The organism is Roseateles saccharophilus (assembly GCF_004342485.1).
Classification (GTDB): Bacteria; Pseudomonadota; Gammaproteobacteria; order Burkholderiales; family Burkholderiaceae_C; genus Pelomonas; species Pelomonas saccharophila.
In genome coordinates, this window is record NZ_SMBU01000031.1 from 1 (window position 1) to 20,662 (window position 20,662).

Below are 20,662 nucleotides of genomic sequence, written 5' to 3' on the forward strand. Positions count from 1 at the left end.
GCGCTCGAACTCCTGCAGTTCCTTCATCAAGGCTCACCTCTTGCTTGAAGAAGTGCGCATAATGCCTTGAATTTACTAACACAGTAAGACTAGGCCTTTTGCCGGCTGCCGCCGAAGGCCGCATACAGCCCCAGCGCGAAATACACCAGGGCCGACAGATAGCGCCCGCGGCCGGCCGCGCCGCGCAGCAGCGGCGCGAGGCTGCCGGCGAGCAGCGTGTAGAGGCTGTCGGTCGTGGCGGCGATGACGACGAAGAGCACGCTCAGGGTCAGCGCCTGTGCGGCCTGCGAGCCCTCGGGCCGTAGGAACTGCGGGATGAAGGCGGCGAAGAACAGCGTCGTCTTCGGGTTCAGCAGCGCAACGAAGAAGCCGTCCCGAAAGAGCTTGCGCGGCTCGGCCCGCGGCGGCGGCGCGCCGTCGGCGGGGGCGGCCGGCCTGCGCAGGGCCTGGACGCCGAGGTAGAGCAGATAGGCCGCACCGGCCCAGCGCACGACGCCGAAGGCCAGCGACGAGGCCGCGAACAGCGCGGCCAGGCCGATGGACGCGCCGACCGCATTGGCCAGGTTGCCCAGCGCCACGCCGGACAGCGAGGCCAGCCCGGCCTTGCGGCCCTGGGCCAGCGTGCGCGTGACGATGAAGACCACCGCGGGCCCCGGCGTCAGCGCCAGCACGAGGGTTGCGATCAGGAAGGCGTAGAGGGCGGTGCCATCGGGCAGCAGGGGCGGCAGCAGGTCCATCGTCGGGTCTCCTTGGCCGTCAATTGAACCAGTTGCCGGCGAGCCCCGCCAGCCAGAGCAGCAGGCCCAGGCCGGCGGCGACGCGGGTGATCCAGGTATCGCGCCCGGCCGGCTCGTTGGCATGCCAGGGGAAGGTCAGCGTGTCCACGACATGGCGCACCGGGTCGACGCTGCCGCCGAGCAGCAGCAGGCCGCCGCCGGCGCTCTCCAGTGCGTCGAAGGGCGCGTCATCGGCCCAGGCATGGCCGGCGTAGAGGAAGCAGGCGATGGCACTGGCCAGGCACAGGCCGCACAGCAGGTATTCGGCGATGGAGTAGTCGGGCCCATCGCGCGGGGGCATGGTGGGGGTGCGCCGCGGGTCAGACGCCGGCGAGCTGGTCGCGCGTGAGGGCTGCCTGCTCGCGCACCCAGTCGGCGAACTGCTTCACCTCGGGCCGGCGCGCCGCGTTGGGGCCGTTGATCAGCCAGTAGCTGAACGGGCTGCCCAGCCGCCCGGCCTTGCCGAAGGGCTCGACCAGTTCGCCACTTTGCAGCTGCTCATGCACCATGGGCAGCCGCGCCAGTGCGACACCCTGGCCGGCCAGCGCGGCCTGGATCTGCTGGTAGGTGAAGTTGAAATACATCCAGCGCAGCGGCTCCAGCTCGGGCTGGCCCTGCGACGTGAGCCAGCGCCGCCAGCTCAGATAGGAGGCACTGGGGCGCGGGTCGTCTTCCTCGGTCAGCGCATGGGCGGCAAGGTCGGCCGGCTGGCGCAGCGGCGGCAGGCGGCCGTTGCGCGTGCTCTCGGCGTACCAGGGGCTGAACACCGGCGACACGGTTTCCTCGAACATCAGCTCGGCGGGCATGTCGAGTTCGGCGGCCGAGGCATAGCGCAGAGCGAGGTCGTGCTCGCCGTCGTCGAGGTCGGCGATGCGGTCCAGCGCCGACACGCGGATGTCGATGTCGGGGAAGTTCTTCTGGAACTGGCACAGCCGCGGGATCAGCCACAGCGACGCGAAGGAGGCAAAGGTCGTCACATTGACGACGCTGCGGCCGCGCGAGCGGCGAATCTGGCGCACCGTCTGGTCCAGCCGCGACAGCACCGCGATCGCGGTGGGCAGCAGCTGAGCGCCGTCGCTCGACAGCTCGACCTTGCGCGTGCCGCGCACGAACAGCGTGCAGCCGATCTCGTCCTCCAGCGCCTGGATCTGGCGGCTGACGGCGGACTGCGTCAGGCTCAGTTCCTCGGCCGCGGCGCGGAAGGACAGCAGCCGCGCGATGGCCTCGAAGGCGCGCAGCGGGCCAATCGAAAGCGGCCTCTGGCGGATGGGCTGATTCATGAGCAGATGGTATCAATCCGCGCAAATCGCTCATTGGACGCTCCTGGGTGGACTCCGCAGAATCCCTGACATCAACCCAGGAGGTCCTCATGAGCGATATGCAATCCACATGGCATCTGGACTGTGGCCGGGCCCTGACCCTGGCCGGCGGCGCCGAGGTGCGGCGCCTGTCGGTGGCGCGCGGCCGGGTCTGGCTGACGCTGTCCGGCACGGCCGACGCGCCGGCCGAGGACACCTGGCTGGAGGCCGGCGAGGCTCTGGCCCTGGCGCCCGGCCAGACGGCGGTGCTGGAAGGCTGGCCGGCGGCGGATTTCCAGTTGCTGGTGCCGCCCGCCTCAGCCGCGGCCGGCCGCGGTTTTCTTGGTCGCCGGTTTTTTGGCGGCAGCCTGATCAGCCGCTGAGCGCTTCCTGGCGGCGGGCCGCTTTCTGGCCGCCGCAGGTTTCTTGGCATTCGCCGCGCGCAGTGCCGCCTCCAGGGCCAGCCGCGCCCAGGGCAGCATCAGCGGCGGCGACTCCAGCGCCTCCTCCGGCGGGCGGTAGTAGCTCATCACCATGCGCTCACCGTCCTTGGTCGGGTAGGTGAAGGGCGTGCAACCGGCGGCGACGAAGCGCTCGCGCGTCGCGTCGTCGGCCTTCAGGAAGAGCTGGCCGTCGTCGATGAGGGCCATGAAGAGCCCGTCCAGATAGACCCCGCGACCGCCGAACATCGCGCGGGTGCGCACGGGCCCGAGCGGAGACAGCAGTTCGACGCAGAGTTCGGTGAAGGCATCCATGCGCGGAATGTAAGCTCGCGGCCCATGTATGCGAACGACCGCGCCGCCGTCCGGCACAAGCTGATCGAGCAACGCCTGGCCCTGCCCGACCGCCTCGGGCTCGCCGCCGACCTGCAGGAGGTGCTGCGCGTCTGGCTGCTGCGGCGGCGCGAGACCACCATCGGCGCCTACTGGCCCATCAAGGGCGAGTTCGACCCGCTGCCGGCCCTCTACCGCTGGAGCGAGGACCACGTCGAACGCCGCATCGGCCTGCCCGTCGTCGACAAGGTACACGGCACGCTGCGCTTTCATGTCTGGTACCCCGGCTGCCCGATGGAGGAGGACGCCTTCCACATCCCCAAGCCCAAGGGTACCGAGGAGTTCCGGCCGCAGCTGATGCTGGTGCCCTGCCTGGGCTTCGGCCCCTGTGGCCTGCGCCTGGGCTATGGCGGCGGCTTCATGGACAAGACCCTGTCCGAGATGCAGCCCCGGCCCGCTGCCGTGGGCATCGGCTATGCACATGGCTTCCTGCCGCTGCTCAAACCCAGCCCGCTGGACGTGGCGCTGGACGCGATGCTGACGGAGGAGGGCGTGGTGTGGGACCGCGAGGGCTGAGGCTTATATGAGAACCAGCCGGGTGCCAGAGCCTGGCTGGCTCCAGAAGTCGTTAATCGTGCAAAAAAACGTTTTTCATCAATGACTTACAAAGCGACACCGGACCCGACCAAAACCACTTGAAGTCTCTCGGGAAGGCCGGCAGGTCAGTAGTCCACAGGCCACCGCGTCCGCGCCGCTGCTACTTGAGCTGGAGCAGCTTCAGACCATCACCCATCGTGACGGCCAGCGTGTCACCGAAAACGATCATGCCCAGGATGCGTTGGCCCGGAGCCCACAGGCTCTCGATGTAGCTGCCATTCTTGGCGTCCAGCACCGTGATGGCGTCGGCGCGCACACGCCCCGCCTTGCCGGCCTCCGCCCCTTCGACGGCATCGCCGCTGACGGCACTGGCGCCGGCCTCGGGCGCGACAGCCGTGCCGGTGTAGCTCGTGGCGACGTACACGCGCTCGTCGGTGGCGGCCAGCATCGATGTCGATAGAAACGACTTGGGCACCGGCACCTTTCTTTCGAAGGAATTGCCGATATAGCGCGCTCCTCGCAACGACGACGGGAAGAGCCCGCCCTTGGCGTTTCGCGCCCGCCATTGCTGGCGACCGGCTGCGCTGTAGCAAAAGACCGAGAAGTTGGTGGCGACGTACACATTGCCACCGCCCACCGTCAGGTCCATGGGGGCGTCGGAGGCCGAGGAGAGCATGCCGGTCTTGACCAGGGCGTCCATGCGCTCGTCCCAGACGAAGCCGCCGCTGGTCTTGGCCGCCAGCAGCATCGGCTGCTTGCCGTCCGAAGGCGAGTTGCCAAAGATGATGCGATCCCCCAGCGCGACCGGTCCGGCGGGCATGTACTCCAGCGGCGTCATCAGGCCGACCGTGCGGGTGCTTTCGACTTCCTTGCCCGACGCGCTGACGCGCTTGTAGAAATTGTTCCTGACAAGATGGAAGACATCGCCCACGACCACGGCCGGGCGGCTGGGGAACTGCGACACCAGCCCTTCCATCAACCCGAAGACGTTCGTGTAGACGCTCAGCGGTTCGGCCACCGGCTTGCCATCGGCGCGGTCGTAGACGGCAAAGGTCTTCACACCCACCACACCCACGGTCTTGGCCGTCAATGCTGGGGGCGAGAGCTTGGCCTGTTCCGCGCTCGGCACGGACCAAAGCAGGCGCCCCTCGCCGTCGATCAGTCCAATCGTGGCATTGCGAAACTCATAACGTGCGCCCAGCTCTCCGCCGAGCAAAGGGTTGGCCAGCGTCGCGGAGCGGTCGACGCCGCCGGCGTCGAAGCTGGTGAAGGCCACCTGCGTGTCGTCGGCCGCCACCTGGCGGGCAGTGGCGGGCGGCAGCTTCAGGGTCCACAGGACCTTGCCACCGGCCTCGACCATCGCGACGCCTTCACTGCCGCCCACCACCAGGCGCTGACCGACCACGGCCAGCGACATGGGCAAACCGATCTGCAGCTGCGAGGGGTCCACGACCGCGGCGACTCGGGGTTCGACGACCTTGGTGTGCGTGATCTCGGGGTCACCGAAGAGCGAGGCCCAGGCGGTGCTGGTGATCAAGGCACAGAGACTGCCCATACACAGTCGGCGAGTGCAAACGAAGACCTCGAACATGGCTCGTCTCCTCAGCGTCAGCCCCGCCGCGGCACCCTGCGTTGCCGGGACCGGCGGGGAGGGCTCCGGGAGGGTTGCAACAAAGTGTGTTCTCCGTGGAGCCACGGCCAAGCCAGGAAAACCCTGTACGCAATTGGATCTCTCGAAGCCCGAAGACGCCAAGGCCAGAACCCGCCCATCAACGGCGCCGGGTCTGCCGCCAAATCGACCCAATGGTCAGCGCGCGGGCACAAGCCCAATGGTCGTTTTCCTGGCCCGGCAAAACAGCGGGGCACGGGCTGGGCACGAGAGCCCAGAAACGACAAAGCCCGCACTTGGCGGGCTTTGCTAAGTCCTTGCGAGGACTCTATATTTCTTGGTTGCGGGGGCCGGATTTGAACCGACGACCTTTGGGTTATGAGCCCAACGAGCTACCAGACTGCTCCACCCCGCGACTGAAGCTAGCAGTATACACGCTTTTTGGCGGCCGCGCGAATTCTCGATAACGCCCAGCAAGAGGGCGTCCAAGGTCTCCTTGCACACAAGGCTGCGCCGGCGCCGAAAACCTCCCAGCCCAGGCGATCCGCGGCAACGCCAAGCAGAATGCGCGGCACATGCCCAACTTCCAAACCTATCTCGTCGGCGGCGCCGTGCGCGACCGCCTGCTCGGCCTGCCGGTGCAGGACCGCGACTGGGTCGTCGTCGGCGCGTCGCCGCAGGCCTTGCTCGACGCCGGCTACCAGCCCGTCGGCAAGGACTTTCCGGTCTTCCTGCATCCCGGGACGCATGAGGAAGTGGCCCTCGCCCGCACGGAACGCAAGACCGCAGCGGGCTATCACGGCTTCGCCTTCCATACGGCGCCCGACGTCACGCTGGAGCAGGATCTCGCGCGCCGCGACCTGAGCATCAACGCGATGGCCGAGGACGCCGCCGGCCGCGTCATCGACCCCCACGGCGGCCAGCGCGACCTGCAAGACAAGGTGCTGCGCCACGTCTCGCCTGCGTTCGCCGAAGACCCGGTGCGCATCCTGCGCCTGGCCCGCTTCGCCGCGCGCTTCGCGGACTTTGCCGTGGCGCCGGAAACCGGGGCGCTGATGCGCGCGATGGTCGCCGCTGGCGAGGTCGATGCGCTGGTGCCCGAGCGCGTCTGGCAGGAGCTGTCGCGCGGGCTGATGGAGAACAAGCCCTCGCGCATGCTCGCCGTGCTGCGCGAGGCCGGCGCGTTGCAGAAGCTGCTGCCCGAGGTCGAGGCCCTGTTCGGCGTGCCCCAGCCCGAGGCCCATCACCCCGAGATCGACACCGGCCTCCACCTGCTGATGGTGCTGGACCAATGCGCCGCCAGCGGCGCGCCGCTGGCCGTGCGCTATGCCTGCCTCTGCCACGACCTCGGCAAGGGCACGACGCCCAGGGACGAGCTGCCCCGCCACATCGCCCACGAGCAGCGCAGCGAGAAGCTGGCCGCGCGCGTCAGCGCACGCTGGAAGGTGCCGACCGACTGCCGCGAGCTGGCCTCCCTGGTCGCGCGCGAGCACACCCATGTGCACCAGAGCCAGGGCTTCGGCGCCGAGGCGCGGCTGCGCCTGCTGGAGCGCTGCGACGCCTGGCGCCGGCCCGAACGTTTTGCCGAGCTGCTGTGGGCCTGCGAATGCGACGCCCGCGGCCGCCTTGGCCTGGAGGACCGCCCCTACCCGCAGCGCGAGCGCCTGCTTGCCGACCTGGCGGCCACCCAGGCCGTCGACCTCGCTGCCGTCAGCGCCGCGGCGATAGCGCGCGGCGCCAAGGGGCCGGAGATTGGCCGTGCCGTGCAGCGCGCGCGCCTGGCCGCGCTCTCCGCAACGCCTGTCATCTGAGTTCGTTAGGGTCGGCCCATGCCGACCGTCGATGCCCTCAACCTTGCGCCCTGGACCTGGGCTGCCCTCGCCTGGGGCACTGTGCTCGGCCTGGTCGCCTGCTTCCAGGACAAGCTGCTGTTCGGCCGCACCTGGCGCATCCGCCGCACCGACCCCGGCCCCGCCGCTGCGCGGCGCGTGGCACGGGCGGTCATGCTGGAACGCCACGGCGGCGTGCTGTTGCAGGGCTGGCTGACGATCGATGCCCAGGCCGCGCCACGCCGGCTGTTGCTGTGGTTCGGCGGGCGCAACGAGCATGTGGCCTGGACGCGCGACCTCGGCGGCTGGCTGCCTGATGACTTCGCCCTCGTGGCCTTCAACTACCGCAGCCTCGGCGGCAGCGGCGGCTGGCCGTCCGAGGCCGCCTGCGTGGCCGATGCCGAGGCGATCGCCGACTGGGCCTGCACACACTTCGGGCTGGAGCCCGACGCGCTGCACCTGGCCGGCCGCAGCCTGGGCAGCGGCATTGCGATGCAGCTGGCCGCGCGGCTGCCGGGCGGGCCGGCGGGCCTGGTGCTGATCACGCCGCCCAAGAGCATCCGCGCGCTGCTGCGCGCCAGCCCGTTGCTCGCGCCGCTGGCACCGCTGCTGCGCTCGCCGCTGGACTCCCTGGCCGCCGCCCGTGCGCTGTGCTGCCCGGTGTTGATGCTGCTGGCAGAACGCGACCGCCGCGTGCCCCACGCCCACTCGCGGGCGCTGGCCGACGCGTTGCGCCGGGCCGGCGCGGCCGTCGAGCTGCAGACGCTGGCCGGCACCAGCCACCGCAGCCTGGCGCGCACGCCGGCCGCGATGGCCCGTGTGGGCCGGGCACTGCGCTGAAGCTACCCGGCCCGGCCGAGGGCTATGGCTTGTTTCACCGGCATGACAGCGCTTGCATCGCTAAAGTCGCCTGTTTCGCCCCAAGCGCCGACGGCGGCCGGGGCGAGCCTCCAAAAAATCGGTCGAACAAGGTCACAAGATGAAGTTGGCATGGGGTAGCAGCGCTCGGCTGGGCGCGGTGGTCATCCTTGGCGCGGGGCTGGGCAGCCTGCTGGGCGGCTGCAGCCCGTCCAACGGCCAGACCGGCGCCAGTGCGCCGCCACCGCCCGAGGTGGGCGTCGTCACCGTCGCGCCGGCCCGGGCCGACCTGGCCACGGAGCTGCCGGGCCGCCTGGAGGCCTATCGCGTCGCCCAAGTACGTGCTCGCGCGGCCGGCATCCTGAACAAGCGCCTGTTCACCGAGGGCAGCGACGTGAAGGCCGGCCAGGCCCTGTTCGAGATCGACGCCGCCCCCTACCGCGCGGCGCTGGTCAGCGCCCAGGCCCAGCTCGCGCGTGCCGAGGCCAACCTCTTGCAGGCCCAGGCGCTGGCCGACCGCTATGCGCCGCTGGCCAAGACCCAGGCCGTCAGCCAGCAGGAGGCGCTGAACGCCCAGGCCGCAGCCGGCCAGGCCAAGGCCGACGTGGCCGCCGGCAAGGCCGCCGTGCAGACGGCCCAGATCAACCTCGGCTATGCCAGCGTCACGGCTCCAATAGCCGGGCGCATCGGCCGTGCGCTGGTGACCGAGGGCGCCCTGGTCGGCCAGGGCGAGGCCACGCCGCTGGCGCTGGTGCAGCAGATCGACAAGCTTTACGTCAACTTCACACAGTCGGCGGCCGAGGTCATGCGGCTGCGCCAAGCCCTGGCCGACGGCAAGCTGCAGGGCGCCGGCAAGGACGCCGCCAAGGTGCAGGTGCTGCTGGAAGACGGCAGCGTCTATGCCCAGCCCGGCAAGCTGCTGTTCTCCGATCTGAGCGTGGACCCCAGCACCGGCCAGATCACGCTGCGCGCCGAGCTGCCCAACCCCAAGGGCCTGCTGCTGCCGGGCCTGTACGTGCGCGTGCGCCTGGCCCAGGCCGAGGTGGACGGCGCCGTCTGGCTGCCGCAGCAGGCCGTGGCGCGCGGCGCCACCGGCGAGAGCGTGCTCGTCGTGGCCGATGACGGCAGCGTCAGAGCGCGGCCCGTGAAGCTCGGCCCGGCCCAGGACGGCAAGGCCCTGGTACTGGGCGGCCTGAAGGCCGGCGAGAAGGTCGTCGTGGACGGCCTGCAGAAGACCAAGGCCGGCGGCAAGGCGCGGCCGGTGCCCTGGGGTACAGCAGCCCCTGCCTCTGCCGCCTCGAAGGGCTGAAAAAAATGATGCCCCCACGCTCACTTCGTTCGCTGCCCCCCGCGGGGGCGCAGGCTTCCCTTGGGACGGCCCGGCGGGAATCCTGACATGGCACAGTTCTTCATCAACCGGCCCATCTTTGCCTGGGTCATCGCCCTCTTCATCACGGTCATCGGCGTGGTCGCGGTCACGCAGCTGCCGATCTCCCAATACCCCCCGGTGGCGCCGCCGTCCATCGTGCTGTCGGTCTCCTACCCTGGCGCATCGGCGCAGACGCTGGAGGACTCGGTCATCAGCGTCATCGAGCGCGAGATGAACGGCTCGCCCGGCCTGATCTACATGGAGGCCGTGTCCCAGGCCGACGGCACGGGTTCGTTGACGCTGAGCTTCGACCCGGCCACCAACCCCGACCTGGCCCAGGTGGACGTGCAGAACCGCTACGCCCGCGCGCAGCCGCGGCTGCCGCAGGCCGTCATCCAGCAGGGCGTGCGGGTCGACAAGGCCAACCCCAACTTCCTGCTCTTCATCATCATGTCGAGCACGAACCCGGACTTCGATCCGATCGCGCTGGGCGACTACGCCTCGCGCACCGTGCTGCCCGAGATCCAGCGCGTGCCCGGCGTCGGCCAGGGCCTGCTGTTCGGCACCGAGCGCGCGATGCGCATCTGGCTGGACCCGGCCAAGCTGGTCGGCTACAGGCTGCAGCCGGCCGATGTGAACGCGGCCATCCAGGCCCAGAACGCCCAGGTCAGCTCCGGCTCCATCGGCGACCTGCCCAATGTGCCCGGCCAGCCGGTGGCGGCCACCGTCGTCGTGCGCGGCCAGCTGGCCAGCGTGGAGCAGTTCGGCAACATCGTGCTACGCGCCAACGCCGACGGCTCCAGCGTGCGTCTGCGCGACGTGGCCCGCATCGAGCTCGGTGCCGACAGCTACACCGGCCGCTCCACGCGGCTCAACGGCAAGCCCTCGGTGGGCGTCGGCGTGCAGCTCGCGCCCTCGGCCAATGCGCTGCAGACGGCCAAGCTCATCAAGCAGCGGCTGAAGGAGCTGGCGCCCTATTTCCCGGCCGGCGTGAAGGCCGACATCCCCTACGACAGCTCGCTGTTCATCGACATCTCCATCTCCCAGGTCGTCGAGACGCTGGTGGAGGCCGTGGCCCTGGTGTTCCTGGTGATGTTCCTGTTCCTGCAGAACATCCGCTACACGCTGATCCCCACGCTGGTCGTGCCCATCGCACTGCTGGGCAGCTTCGCGACGCTGCTGGCCCTGGGCTTCTCGATCAATGTGCTGACGATGTTCGGCATGGTGCTGGTCATCGGCATCGTCGTGGACGACGCCATCGTCGTCGTCGAGAACGTCGAGCGCGTGATGAGCGAGGAGGGCCTGTCGCCGCTCAAGGCCACGCGCAAGGCCATGGGCCAGATCTCGGGCGCCATCGTCGGCGTGACCGTCGTGCTGATCTCGGTGTTCGTGCCGCTGGCCTTCTTCAGCGGCTCCATCGGCAACATCTACCGCCAGTTCTCGGCGGTGATGGTCTCGGCAATCGCGTTCTCGGCCTTCCTGGCCCTCTCGCTGACGCCGGCGCTGTGCGCGACGCTGCTCAAGCCGGTCGAGGCCGGCCATCACATCGAGAAGCGGGGTTTCTTCGGCTGGTTCAACCGCGGCTTTGCCAACACGGCCAGGGGCTACGAGGGCTGGGTCGGCCGCTTCATTCACCGCGCCGGCCGCATGGCCGTCGTCTACGCGGCCGTCATCGCCGCGGCGGTGCTGGTGTTCCAGAAGCTGCCCACCGCCTTCGTGCCCAACGAGGACCAGGGCAACATCCTCGTCAACGTGCAGCTGCCGCCGGGTGCCACGCAGGCGCGCACGCTGGAGGTGGTGCAGCAGGTCGAGAGCTATATGCTCAAGCAGCCCGAGGTGGAGAGCATGGTCGGCGTCGTCGGCTTCAGCTTCTCGGGCTCGGGCCAGAACGCCGGCCTCGCATTCGTCACCCTCAAGCCCTGGGACGAGCGCCACGGCGCCGAGCACTCCGCGCAGGCGCTGGCGGCGCGGGCCTTCCCGGCGTTGGCCAAGGTGCGAGACGCCATCATCTTCCCGACCAGCCCGCCGCCCATCCGCGACCTGGGCCGCGCCAACGGCTTCGCCTTCCGCCTGCAGGACCGCAGCGGCCACACGCGCGCCGAACTGCTGGCCGCGCGCAACCAGCTGCTGGGCGCCGCGGCCAAGAACCCGCTGCTGACAGCCGTGCGCCCCGACGGCCTGGAAGACGCCGCCCAGCTGCAGCTGGACATCGACCGCGATCGCGCCCAGGCCCTGGGCCTGAACATCGGCGCCGTCAACGCGGTGCTGGGCACGTCGCTGGGCTCGACCTATGTGAACGACTTCCCCAACGCCGGCCGCCTGCAGCGCGTCATCGTGCAGGCCGACGCGCCCGCGCGCATGCAGCCCGAGGACCTGCTGCGGCTCAATGTGCTGAACGCCTCCGGCCAGCCGGTGCCGCTCTCCGCCTTCGCCACCAGCAAATGGATCACCGGCGCGATGCAGACCGTGCGCTACAACGGCTACCCGGCCATGCGCATCCTGGGCGAGCCGGCCAAGGGCGTGTCCACCGGCGTGGCCATCGCCGAGATGGAGAAGCTCGCGGCCCAGCTGCCCGAAGGCTTCGGCTTCGAATGGACCGGCCAGTCGCGCGAGGAAAAGCTCTCCGGCTCCACCGCCTTCATCCTGTTCGGCTTCTCGCTGCTGGCCGTGTTCCTGTGCCTGGCCGCGCTGTACGAGAGCTGGAGCATCCCGCTGTCGGTGCTGCTCGTGGTGCCGCTGGGCGTGCTCGGCGTCGTGCTGGGCGCCACCTTCCGCGGGCTGGAGAACGACGTCTACTTCAAGGTCGGCATGATCACCATCATCGGCCTGTCGGCCAAGAACGCCGTGCTCATCATCGAGTTCGCCAAGGAGCTGCAGGCGCACGGCAAGAGCGTCTTCGACGCGGTGCGCGAGGCGGCCCATCTGCGCTTCCGGCCCATCATCATGACCTCGCTGGCCTTCATCCTCGGCGTGCTGCCGCTGGTGCTCGCCAGCGGCGCGGGCTCGGCCAGCCAGCGCGCCATCGGCACCGGCGTGATGGGCGGCATGCTGTCGGCGACGCTGCTGGCCGTGTTCTTCGTGCCAGTCTTCTTCGTCGTCGTGCGCAGGTTCTTCCCCGGCAGCGAACGCCAGCGGCGGCGCGACGCCCACGAAGCGGAAGAAGAGTCGGGGAGCCAGGCATGAAACGGCAAGCCCTGACCCTGATCGCCGCCACCGCCCTGCTGGCCGCCTGTGCCGGCCCCGAGCCCAAGCGCCCCGTCGCTGCCGAAGCCGCCGCAGCAGCCGTGCCCGCGGCCTTTGCGCAGGCCGGCGGCGCCGACGCGACTGCCGCGGTCGACCTGCCCTGGGCCCAGGCCTTCAAGGGCGAACGGGTGCAGCGGCTGATCCCGCTGGCGCTGGCCAACAACCGCGACCTGCGCGTCGCGGTGCTCAACATCGAGGCCGCCCGCGCCAGCGCCGCCGCGCGCGACGCCGACCTCTGGCCCACCGTCAGCGCCGGCATCAACGGCTCGCGCACGCCCACGGCCGCCGGCGGCATCAACAGCCTCTACACGGCCGGCCTGCAGGTCTCGGCCTACGAGCTGGACCTGTTCGGCCGGCTGCGCGGCCTCAGCGCCGCCGCCGCGTCCCAGCTGCTGGCGGCCCAGGCCAGCCAGCAGGCCGTGCGCACCGCGCTGGTGGCCGGCGTGGCCAATGCCGAGATCGCGCTGCAGGCCGACGAGGCCCTGCTCAGGCTCACGCGCGACACGCTGGCCACGCGCGACGAGTCGCTGCGGCTGACCCGCCAGCGCTTCGATGGCGGCATCGCCGGGGAGCTGGACCTGCGCGCGGCCGAGTCCTCGCTGCAGGCCGCGCGCGCCGCGCTGGCCCAGGCCCGGCGCCAGCGCATGCTCGACGAGAACGCGCTCGCGCTGCTGATCGGCGGCCCGCTGCCGGCCGACCTGCCTGCGCCCAGTGGCGAGCTGGCCGACTTCGAACCGCTGGCCGAGCTGCCCGCCGGCGTGCCCGCCGAGGTGCTGACGCGCCGGCCCGACATCCGCCAGGCCGAGTTCCAGCTCGGCGCGGCGGACGCCAACATCGATGCCGCGCGCGCCGCCTTCTGGCCGCGCATCACGCTGACCGGCCAGTTCGGCACCGCCAGCGGCCAGCTGTCGGGCCTGTTCAAGAACACGGCCTGGAGCTTCGCGCCCGCGCTGGTGCAGCCCATCTTCGACGCCGGCCGCAACCGCGCCAACCTCGCCGGCGCGCGTGCGTCCCGCGACATCGCGCTGGCCCAGTACGAGAAGGCCATCCAGACCGCCTTCCGCGAGGTGGCCGATGGCCTCGCCGGCCGCGCCACGCTGGCCGAGCAGCGCAGCGCGCTGGCCGCCCAGGTGGACGCCGAGACGCGCCGCCTGGCCGCGGCCGAGCAGCGCTATGCGGCCGGTGTCGCCGGCGCGTTGGACCGCCTGGACGCGCAGCGCTCGCTGTTCGCGGCCCAGCAGTCCCTCGTGCAGGTGCAGAGCCAGCGCGCGCAGAACCTCGTCGCCCTCTACCGCGCCCTCGGCGGTGGCGGCTGACCCCCATCGCCACGCAGTCCCTTCGAGTTCCCCGCCATGCGCCTCCTGATCGCCTCCCTGCTGCTCGCTGCAAGCCTCGGCGCCCACGCCGGCCCGCCCGCCATCTACGACGAGGGCGCCGATGCAAAGGCCGCCCTCCGCGCCACGCTGGCCGAGGCCGCCCAGGCCAGGCTGCCGGTGCTCGTCGTCTTCGGTGCCAACTGGTGCGGCGACTGCCGCATGCTGGACAACAGCTTCAAGCACGGCCCCAGCGCGCCGCTGATCGCGAAGAGCTTCAAGGTCGTCAAGGTCGATGTCGGCCGCTTTGACCGCAACGTCGACATCGCCGAAACCTACCGCGTGCCGCTGAAGAAGGGCATCCCGGCCGTGGCCGTGCTGTCGCCCGAGGGCAAGCTGCTCTACGCGACCGAGGGCGGCGAGCTGGCCGACGCGCGCAAGATGGGCGACCAGGGCGTCTACGACTTCTTCACCCGCGTGGCGACCAGCGCCCGGTGACGACCGTCGTCGTTGCGTCGCGCGCACTGCGCGCGCAGTTCTTCGTGCTGGGCGTGATGTTCGCGACCTGGGGCGTGCACGTGCCCACCGTCAAGGGCCACTACGGCCTGGGCGAGCAGGCGCTGGCCATCGCGATGCTGGCGGGCGGCGCCGGCGCACTGCTGGCCCTGGCCCAGGCCGGCCGCGTCGTCGGCCGCTGGGGGCCGCGCAGCGTCTCCGCCGCAATGGGCTTGCTGTGCTGCGCCGCCATCGCCAGCCTGCTGGTGGGGCAGGCCTATGCGGCCCTGCTGGCCGTCATGCTGGTCTTCGGTGCCAGCGGCAGCCTGCTCGACGTGGCCATCAACACCGAGGCCACCGAGATCGAGCGCCTGTCCGCCCGGCCGCTGATGAGCGGCTTCCACGGCATGTTCAGCCTCGGCGGCATGGCCGGCGCCAGCCTGGGCAGCGCCGCGCCCGCGCTGGGCCTGTCGCCGCAGGCCCATCTGCTGCTGGCCGCCGGCCTGGGCGCGGCCGTCGTGCTGATCGCCAGCCGCGCGATGCTGCCCGTGCCCGAGAAGGCCGCCGAGGAAAAGCACCCCCTGAGCTTGCCGCGCGGTCCGCTGCTGCTGCTGGGCGTGCTGGCCGCCATGGGCCTGATCGCCGAGGGCGCGATGTACGACTGGAGCGTGCTCTTCATGAAGCAGGAGCGCGCCAGCAGCGCCAGCACCGCAGCCCTGGCCTATGCCAGCTTCAGCGGCGCGATGGCGGCCGGCCGCTTCGGCGGCGACTGGGTGCGCGCCCGCCTCGCGCCGCGCCGGCTGATGCGCGCCAGCGGCGTGCTCGCCGCAGCCGGCATGGCGCTGGCGCTGGCCCTGCCCTCGGCACCCGTCGCTCTGGCCGGCTTCGCTCTCGTCGGCCTCGGGCTGTCCAATGTCGTGCCGGTACTGTTCAGCGCCGCCGCGCAGGTGCCGGGCGTGTCGTCGGCCCACGGCATCGCGGCCGTGTCGGGCGTGGGCTACCTCGGCATGATGGCCGGCCCGCCGCTGATCGGCCTCGTCGCCGAGCACGCGTCGCTGGGTGCCGGCCTGGTCGTCGTCGTCGTGTTCGCCGTCTTCATGGCGCTGTCGGCCAAGCGCGCGATGCGGGCCTGAAGTGAGCACCGCGCAACTGCACGTCGAAGACCACTGGATCGCGCATCCGCGCGGCCGGCTGTTTGCCCGCGCCTGGGCGCCGGCGGGCGGCAACGGGGCGAAGCCGCCTATCGTGCTGCTGCACGACTCGCTCGGCTGCGTCGAGCTGTGGCGGGACTTCCCCGCCGCGTTGTGCGAGGCCACGGGCCGGCGCGTCGTCGCCTACGACCGGCTGGGCTTTGGCCGCTCGGACGCGCGCGAGGGGCCGATGCCGCTGGACTTCGTCGCCGACGAGGCCCGCAGCTTCTTCCCCGCGGTGCTGGCGCAACTGGGCATTGATCGCTTCGCCGTCCTCGGCCACAGCGTGGGCGGTGGCATGGCAGTGCACTGCGCGGCCGAATGGGGCGCCCGCTGCGAGGCGCTGGTCACCATGTCGGCCCAGGTCTTCGTCGAGGACCGCACCGCGCAGGGCATACGCGCCGCGGGCGAGCAGTTCAAGGCGCCGGAGCAGATGCAGAGGCTGGCCCGCTATCACGGCGACAAGGCCGCCTGGGTGCTGGCCGCCTGGGTCGGAACCTGGCTCGATCCTGCGTTTGCCGGCTGGTCGCTCACGGCCACGTTGCCGCGCGTGGCCTGCGCCGTGCTGGCCTTGCACGGCGACAGCGACGAATACGGTTCGACCTGCCACCCCGAGATGATCGGCCGGCTGGTGAGCGGGCCGGCGCGAGTCGAGGTGCTGGCCGAGACCGGGCATATGCCGCATCGCGAGCGCCCCGGGCACATCGCCCACATCGTCGCCGACGCGCTGGCGTCGACCGGCACGGGCTGACACAGGCCGCCCGCACAATGCGGGCCGATGAAAACACCCCCCTCGCCCTGGCGCTCGGCCGCCTGTGCCGTGATGCTGGTCGCGCTGTGCAGCGCGGGCGCGCAAGCTGCCCCGGCCGACTTCCGCGTGCTCAACGACGACCTGACCGAGGCCGGCGAATTCGGCCTCGAGCTGCAGGGCAGCTGGGTCCGCCCCGCGCGCAGCGCGGCCACGCCGTCACCGCTGCTGCAAGGCATGGCCGAGTTCTCCTACGGCCTCGCGCCGCAATGGGAGCTGAGCCTGCAACTGCCCGCGACCCGCGCCGACGGAACCTGGTATGGCACCGGCGCCAACCTCGAGCTGACCTTCGTCGCGCCGCATGACGAGGCGCAGGGCTTCTATTGGGGCGGTCGCGTCGAGCTGGGGCGCAGCCGCGCGGTCCACGAGGACTGGGCCGCAGGCATCGAGCTCCGCCCCATCCTCGGCTGGCGCACCGGCAACTGGCATGCGGTGCTGAACCCCGGCCTGCAGGCCACGGTCTCGGGCCCCGAACGCGAGGTCGACTTCGAGCCTTCGGCCAAGCTGGCCTACCGGCTGCGACCCGACCTGCATCTCGGCCTCGAATACTTCGCCGAGGCCGGACCGTTGTCCCACCTGCTGCCCAGCGGCCAGCGCCGCGAACTCGGGCTCATCACCCTCGACGCCAAGGCCGGCCCCCTGGAGCTGACACTGGGCCTGGGCAAGGGCCTGACCTCGGCCAGCGACCGCCGCGTGGGCAAGCTGCTGGTGTCGCTGGCGCTGGATTGAGGCGAGCCGCTTATGGTGTCGGCCTCAGCTCACCGCTTCAGCTTCCGGCATCGCCCTGGCCGCGAACTGGGCGTGCAGCATGGCCGCCAGCAGTTCGGGCACGTCACTGTCAAAGCTCATCAGCAGGTCGAAAGATTGGCCTTCGGCAGCGGTTCTCAGAACTTCGGCCACACAGGTCTTTTGCGCGTCGGTCGCCGGCTGCTTGAGCTTGGCCTCCAGCAGCGCGACGGTCTCGTTGCGCATGCGGTCGGAGCCCAGGACGTGCCAGGCGTAGTCGACTTCATAGCGGTCCACGGCATCCTTCAGACTCTCACCATCGAGCCGGGACTCTTGTGCGAAGACATTCAGCGTGCGGGTACAGAGGCTCTGGGTGACGCAGGCCAGGAGGTCTGCATGCGCGAAGGTGTTTCCAGCGGCCACGGGTGGGTCCTTGATACTTCATTCCACCCACGGAAATTGGAGCTGTCGCGGGCCCATGGGCGGACCAGTGAACACCGGCGGCAGGGCCGGGACTGCGCCACCTGACGAGCCACCCAACCATCGCCGAACAAACCATGCCCCAGGGGCGCGGACCAGAAAGCAAAAACCCCTGATTCCAATGGAAATCAGGGGCCCGCAATCTTGGTGGCCTGGGGCGGAATCGAACCACCGACACGCGGATTTTCAATCCGCTGCTCTACCAACTGAGCTACCAGGCCTTGTTCTGATCACCGAAACGGCCTCGGGCCGCTCAGCTAAGTCCGCGACTATAGCACAGCGCAGGCAGGCTCAACCGCCCGCGCCGCGCTTGTTGCGGCTCAGGTCCACGCCGAGCTGCTTGAGCTTGCGGTAGAGGTGGGTGCGCTCCAGGCCGGTCTTCTCGGCGACGCGGGTCATGGAGCCGTTTTCCTTGGCGAGGTGGAATTCGAAGTAGCTCTTCTCGAAGGCGTCACGCGCCTCGCGCAGCGGGCGGTCGAGTTCGAAGCTCTGCTCGGACGCGAGCGCATTGCTGCCGCCCGGCATGTGGCCGGACAGGTTCACGCCATGGCTGGACACCGCGGGCAGATTGCCGGGCTCGGGGCGGGCATAGCTGGGCAGGCCGACGGCGGCGGGCGCGGGGCGCGGCGGCGCGGTCTTGACCAGGGCCTGCTCGACGGCGCGCAGCAGCTTCTGCAGCGTGATGGGCTTTTCGAGGAAGGCGATGGCGCCGAACTTGGTGGCCTCGACCGCCGTGTCGATGGTGCCGTGGCCGCTCATCATGATGACCGGCATGGTCAGCAGGCCGGCGCCGCCCCACTCCTTGAGCAGGGTCACGCCGTCGACGTCGGGCATCCAGATGTCGAGAAGCACGAGGTCGGGGCGCATGCGCTCGCGCGCCGCCCGGGCCTGGGTGGCGTTCTCGGCAAGCTCGATGGTGTGCCCCTCGTCGCTGAGGATTTCGGACAACAGGGCGCGGATGCCCAGTTCGTCGTCGACAACAAGAATGGTGGCCATGAATCCTTAGGTCTTGGCGCCGATCGCACCGGGCTCGGTGGCAGGCGCCAGGTTCGAAAATGATAGCGAAACTTGCGCGCCGATCACGGCGGCCTCGCGCCCGTCTTCCGGGGGAGAACCCGCATCCGAAGCGGGATGCAGGTTGCGCAGCGAGATGCGGGCGCCGTGCTCGTCGGCGATTTTCTTGACGACGGCCAGGCCCAGGCCGGTGCCCTTGCTCTTGGTCGTCACATAGGGCTCGAAGGCGCGCTTGAGCACCTTCTCGGCAAAGCCATGGCCGTTGTCGATGATGTGCAGGCGCACCGAGCGGGGCACGCCGGCCTCGGTCAGTGACAGCGAGGAGCGCACGACGACGCGGCCGTCGGCGCAGTCCTGCACGGCGTCCAGCGCGTTCTGCACGAGGTTGTGGATGACCTGGCGCAGCTGGCTGGCATCGCCCTTGATGAAGGGCAGGCGGGGCGCGAGCTCGGCCGTGAGCTGCCCCTTCTCCTGCGCCTCGGCATAGAGGCTGAGCACCTCCTGCACGAGGGCGTTGAGGTCGAGCGGCGTGAGCTGGGCCGACGGCAGGCGGGCGTAGTCGCGGAACTCGTTGACGAGCTGCTTCATCGCCTGCACCTGGTTGACGATGGTCGCGACGGAGCGGATCAGCATGGCCTGGTCGGGGCCTTCGAGCTTGGCCTCGAGCTTGTGCTGCATGCGCTCGGCAGAGAGCTGGATGGGCGTCAACGGGTTCTTGATCTCGTGGGCCAGCCGGCGCGCAACCTCGCTCCAGGCGGCCGAGCGCTGCGCCGAGACGACCTCGGAGATGTCGTCGAAGACGACGAGGCGGGCACGCTGGGGCAGGGGTGCGCCGCGCACCAGCAGGGTCAGCGGGTCCTGCTTGGGGTCGAGCTGCAGCTCGAAGGATTCCTGCCAGAGCTCGCGGTCCATGTCGCGCTCGGCGGGGTCGGGGCCGAGGTGCTGCTCGAAGCGCCGTTCCAGCGCGGCGGCGAACTCGGCCAGGCCGGGTACGTCGGCCAGCGGCCGGCCGACATAGGCCGACAGCGGCAGGCGCAGGATGCGCGTCGCGCCGGGGTTCACGGTCTCGAGGCGGCCCGCCGCGTCGAAGACGAGCACGCCGGCGGTCAGGTTGTCGAGGATGGTCTGCAGATGGGTGCGGGCGCTTTCCAGCTCGGCCACGCTGCGCTGCACCTGCTCGCGCGCGTCGGCAAGCTGCCCGGTCATGTCGGCGAAGGAGCGGGTCAGGCCGCCGAGCTCGTCGCGCGACGCGAGCACGGGCCGCACGGACAGGTCGCCCTGGGCCACCTGGCGCACGCCGTCGGCCAGCATCAGCAGCGGCCGCGCCAGCTGGTTGCCCAGGGTGACGGCCAGCAGCAGGGCTGCGAAGACGGCGAGGATGAGCACCAGGGTCAGCGTGCCCAGGTACATGCGGCGCAGGCCGACGCGCTCCAGCGAGCGCTGCTGGTATTCGCTGTTGGCGGCCTGCACGGCCAGCGCATTGCTGAGCATGCTGGCCGGGATGCGCTGCACCACCATCAGGTAGCGCTCGCCCAGGCCCAGGCGCAGTTCGGTGTTGGGCAGCAGGGCCAGCGCGCGGATCTGGGCACCCCCCTGCAGGGCCTCGGCCTCGTCCTCCAGGCCTTCGAGCTCGCTGACCGGCACGCCGCCGCGCGCGCGCGTCAGCATGCTGTCGCTGGGCCGGTCGGGCGTGAGCTGGCGCGTGTCGCCACCGCTCTCGAGCAGGATCTGGCCCTTGCCGCCGACGATGGCGACGGTGCGCGCGCCGAGCTTGTCGCGCAGGCGCTCCAGGCCCAGCAGCTGAGGCGTGCTGGCGTCGGCCAGCTGGTCGGCGGCGTCGCGGGTCTTGTTGCCCAGGTCGGACACCATCGCGTCCAGCGTGCCGCGTCCGAGGTTGAGGCCGGCCTCCAGCGCGGTGGCCAGCTTCACGTCGAACCAGGTCTCGATGCTGCGGTTCACGAACTGGTAGGACACCGCGTAGATCATCAGGCCGGGCACGACGCCGACGAGGGCGAAGATGCCGGCCAGCTTGAACAGCAGGCGGCTGCCGAAGCGCCCCCGGCGCACGCGCATGACCAGGCGCACGGCGGCGACGAGGATGACCAGGGTCAGCACGGCGGCCACCGCGACATTGACCCAGAACAGCCAGTGGTAGTGCCGCTCGAAGAAGCCGCGCTCGCTCGTCGTGCCGACCGACAGCAGGAAGGCCAGCACACCGGCCACGCCCGTCAGGGTCACCAGCGTGATGACCCAGCCCCAACGCGCGGTTTTGGTCATGCGGCCC

General features: G+C 70.5%; 18 protein-coding genes, 2 tRNA genes and 2 pseudogenes. 11 read left to right on the forward strand and 11 right to left on the reverse strand.

Annotated features, from left to right (window positions below):
• Positions 1-89: 89 nt before the first annotated feature.
• The 3 genes from EV671_RS20285 to EV671_RS20295 are packed head-to-tail and all read right to left on the reverse strand — an operon-like array spanning position 90 to position 2,056.
• Entirely contained in the window at positions 90-737 is a 648-nt protein-coding gene (locus tag EV671_RS20285; RefSeq protein ID WP_132575153.1) for a LysE family translocator, read from the reverse strand.
• A gap of 19 nt (positions 738-756) precedes the next feature.
• Positions 757-1,077, reverse strand: coding sequence for a hypothetical protein (locus tag EV671_RS20290; RefSeq protein ID WP_132575155.1), 321 nt, complete (start codon positions 1,075-1,077; stop codon positions 757-759).
• Positions 1,078-1,096: 19 nt separating this feature from the next.
• Positions 1,097-2,056, reverse strand: a complete 960-nt coding sequence (locus tag EV671_RS20295) for a LysR substrate-binding domain-containing protein (RefSeq protein ID WP_132575157.1) — start codon at positions 2,054-2,056, stop codon at positions 1,097-1,099.
• Between the two features lie 89 nt (positions 2,057-2,145).
• Here EV671_RS20295 and EV671_RS20300 point away from each other — a divergent pair, with 89 nt between their 5' ends.
• On the forward strand, positions 2,146-2,457 hold the full coding sequence (locus EV671_RS20300) for a DUF2917 domain-containing protein (RefSeq protein WP_132575159.1): 312 nt from the start codon (positions 2,146-2,148) through the stop codon (positions 2,455-2,457).
• Here EV671_RS20300 and EV671_RS20305 read toward each other — a convergent pair.
• Entirely contained in the window at positions 2,392-2,829 is a 438-nt protein-coding gene (locus tag EV671_RS20305) for a TfoX/Sxy family protein (protein ID WP_132575161.1), read from the reverse strand. The genes EV671_RS20300 and EV671_RS20305 overlap by 66 nt on opposite strands.
• A gap of 24 nt (positions 2,830-2,853) precedes the next feature.
• On the opposite strand from EV671_RS20305, the gene EV671_RS20310 reads away from it, so the two are divergent.
• Positions 2,854-3,423, forward strand: coding sequence for a 5-formyltetrahydrofolate cyclo-ligase (locus tag EV671_RS20310; protein ID WP_132575163.1), 570 nt, complete (start codon positions 2,854-2,856; stop codon positions 3,421-3,423).
• Positions 3,424-3,604: 181 nt separating this feature from the next.
• On the opposite strand, the gene EV671_RS20315 is transcribed toward EV671_RS20310, so the two are convergent.
• Together EV671_RS20315 and EV671_RS20320 are read right to left on the reverse strand one after the other, a co-directional pair.
• Positions 3,605-4,981, reverse strand: coding sequence for a PQQ-binding-like beta-propeller repeat protein (locus EV671_RS20315; RefSeq protein WP_132575165.1), 1,377 nt, complete (start codon positions 4,979-4,981; stop codon positions 3,605-3,607).
• A gap of 410 nt (positions 4,982-5,391) precedes the next feature.
• Positions 5,392-5,468 (reverse strand) — tRNA-Met (locus EV671_RS20320).
• A 160-nt stretch (positions 5,469-5,628) separates the two neighbouring features.
• On the opposite strand from EV671_RS20320, the gene EV671_RS20325 reads away from it, so the two are divergent.
• The 9 genes from EV671_RS20325 (at position 5,629) to EV671_RS20365 (ending at position 16,887) form a co-directional block, all read left to right on the forward strand.
• Positions 5,629-6,864, forward strand: coding sequence for a multifunctional CCA addition/repair protein (locus EV671_RS20325; RefSeq protein ID WP_132575167.1), 1,236 nt, complete (start codon positions 5,629-5,631; stop codon positions 6,862-6,864).
• An 18-nt stretch (positions 6,865-6,882) separates the two neighbouring features.
• On the forward strand, positions 6,883-7,722 hold the full coding sequence (locus EV671_RS20330; protein ID WP_132575169.1) for an alpha/beta hydrolase family protein: 840 nt from the start codon (positions 6,883-6,885) through the stop codon (positions 7,720-7,722).
• A gap of 139 nt (positions 7,723-7,861) precedes the next feature.
• Positions 7,862-9,049: an efflux RND transporter periplasmic adaptor subunit gene (locus EV671_RS20335; protein ID WP_132575171.1), complete on the forward strand. Its 1,188-nt coding sequence runs from the start codon at positions 7,862-7,864 to the stop codon at positions 9,047-9,049.
• Positions 9,050-9,136: 87 nt separating this feature from the next.
• Positions 9,137-12,292: an efflux RND transporter permease subunit gene (locus EV671_RS20340; RefSeq protein WP_132575173.1), complete on the forward strand. Its 3,156-nt coding sequence runs from the start codon at positions 9,137-9,139 to the stop codon at positions 12,290-12,292.
• Positions 12,289-13,668, forward strand: coding sequence for an efflux transporter outer membrane subunit (locus tag EV671_RS20345; protein ID WP_132575175.1), 1,380 nt, complete (start codon positions 12,289-12,291; stop codon positions 13,666-13,668). The genes EV671_RS20340 and EV671_RS20345 overlap by 4 nt, the downstream gene beginning before the upstream one ends.
• Before the next feature lie 36 nt (positions 13,669-13,704).
• The gene (locus tag EV671_RS20350; protein ID WP_132575177.1) at positions 13,705-14,163 is read left to right on the forward strand and encodes a thioredoxin family protein; all 459 of its coding nucleotides are present in this window, start codon (positions 13,705-13,707) and stop codon (positions 14,161-14,163) included.
• On the forward strand, positions 14,160-15,293 hold the full coding sequence (locus tag EV671_RS20355) for an MFS transporter (RefSeq protein WP_243655823.1): 1,134 nt from the start codon (positions 14,160-14,162) through the stop codon (positions 15,291-15,293). The genes EV671_RS20350 and EV671_RS20355 overlap by 4 nt, the downstream gene beginning before the upstream one ends.
• A gap of 1 nt (position 15,294) precedes the next feature.
• On the forward strand, positions 15,295-16,101 hold the full coding sequence (locus EV671_RS20360) for an alpha/beta fold hydrolase (protein WP_207911210.1): 807 nt from the start codon (positions 15,295-15,297) through the stop codon (positions 16,099-16,101).
• 27 nt (positions 16,102-16,128) lie between these two features.
• Entirely contained in the window at positions 16,129-16,887 is a 759-nt protein-coding gene (locus EV671_RS20365) for a hypothetical protein (RefSeq protein ID WP_132575179.1), read from the forward strand.
• A gap of 24 nt (positions 16,888-16,911) precedes the next feature.
• Here the strand turns inward: EV671_RS20365 and EV671_RS20370 are convergent, their stop codons facing one another.
• From EV671_RS20370 to EV671_RS20385, 5 genes and pseudogenes are all read right to left on the reverse strand, one after another.
• The gene (locus tag EV671_RS20370; protein ID WP_132575181.1) at positions 16,912-17,307 is read right to left on the reverse strand and encodes a hypothetical protein; all 396 of its coding nucleotides are present in this window, start codon (positions 17,305-17,307) and stop codon (positions 16,912-16,914) included.
• Between the two features lie 202 nt (positions 17,308-17,509).
• A tRNA-Phe gene (locus EV671_RS20375) sits at positions 17,510-17,585 on the reverse strand.
• A 70-nt stretch (positions 17,586-17,655) separates the two neighbouring features.
• Positions 17,656-17,841: pseudogene (locus EV671_RS28005) on the reverse strand (helix-turn-helix domain-containing protein); the annotation flags it as partial.
• A gap of 149 nt (positions 17,842-17,990) precedes the next feature.
• Positions 17,991-18,360, reverse strand: a pseudogene (locus EV671_RS28010) (response regulator); the annotation flags it as partial.
• 6 nt (positions 18,361-18,366) lie between these two features.
• Positions 18,367-20,655 (reverse strand): sensor histidine kinase, encoded by a 2,289-nt coding sequence (locus EV671_RS20385; protein ID WP_132575185.1) that lies wholly within the window; start codon positions 20,653-20,655, stop codon positions 18,367-18,369.
• Positions 20,656-20,662 lie beyond the last annotated feature (7 nt).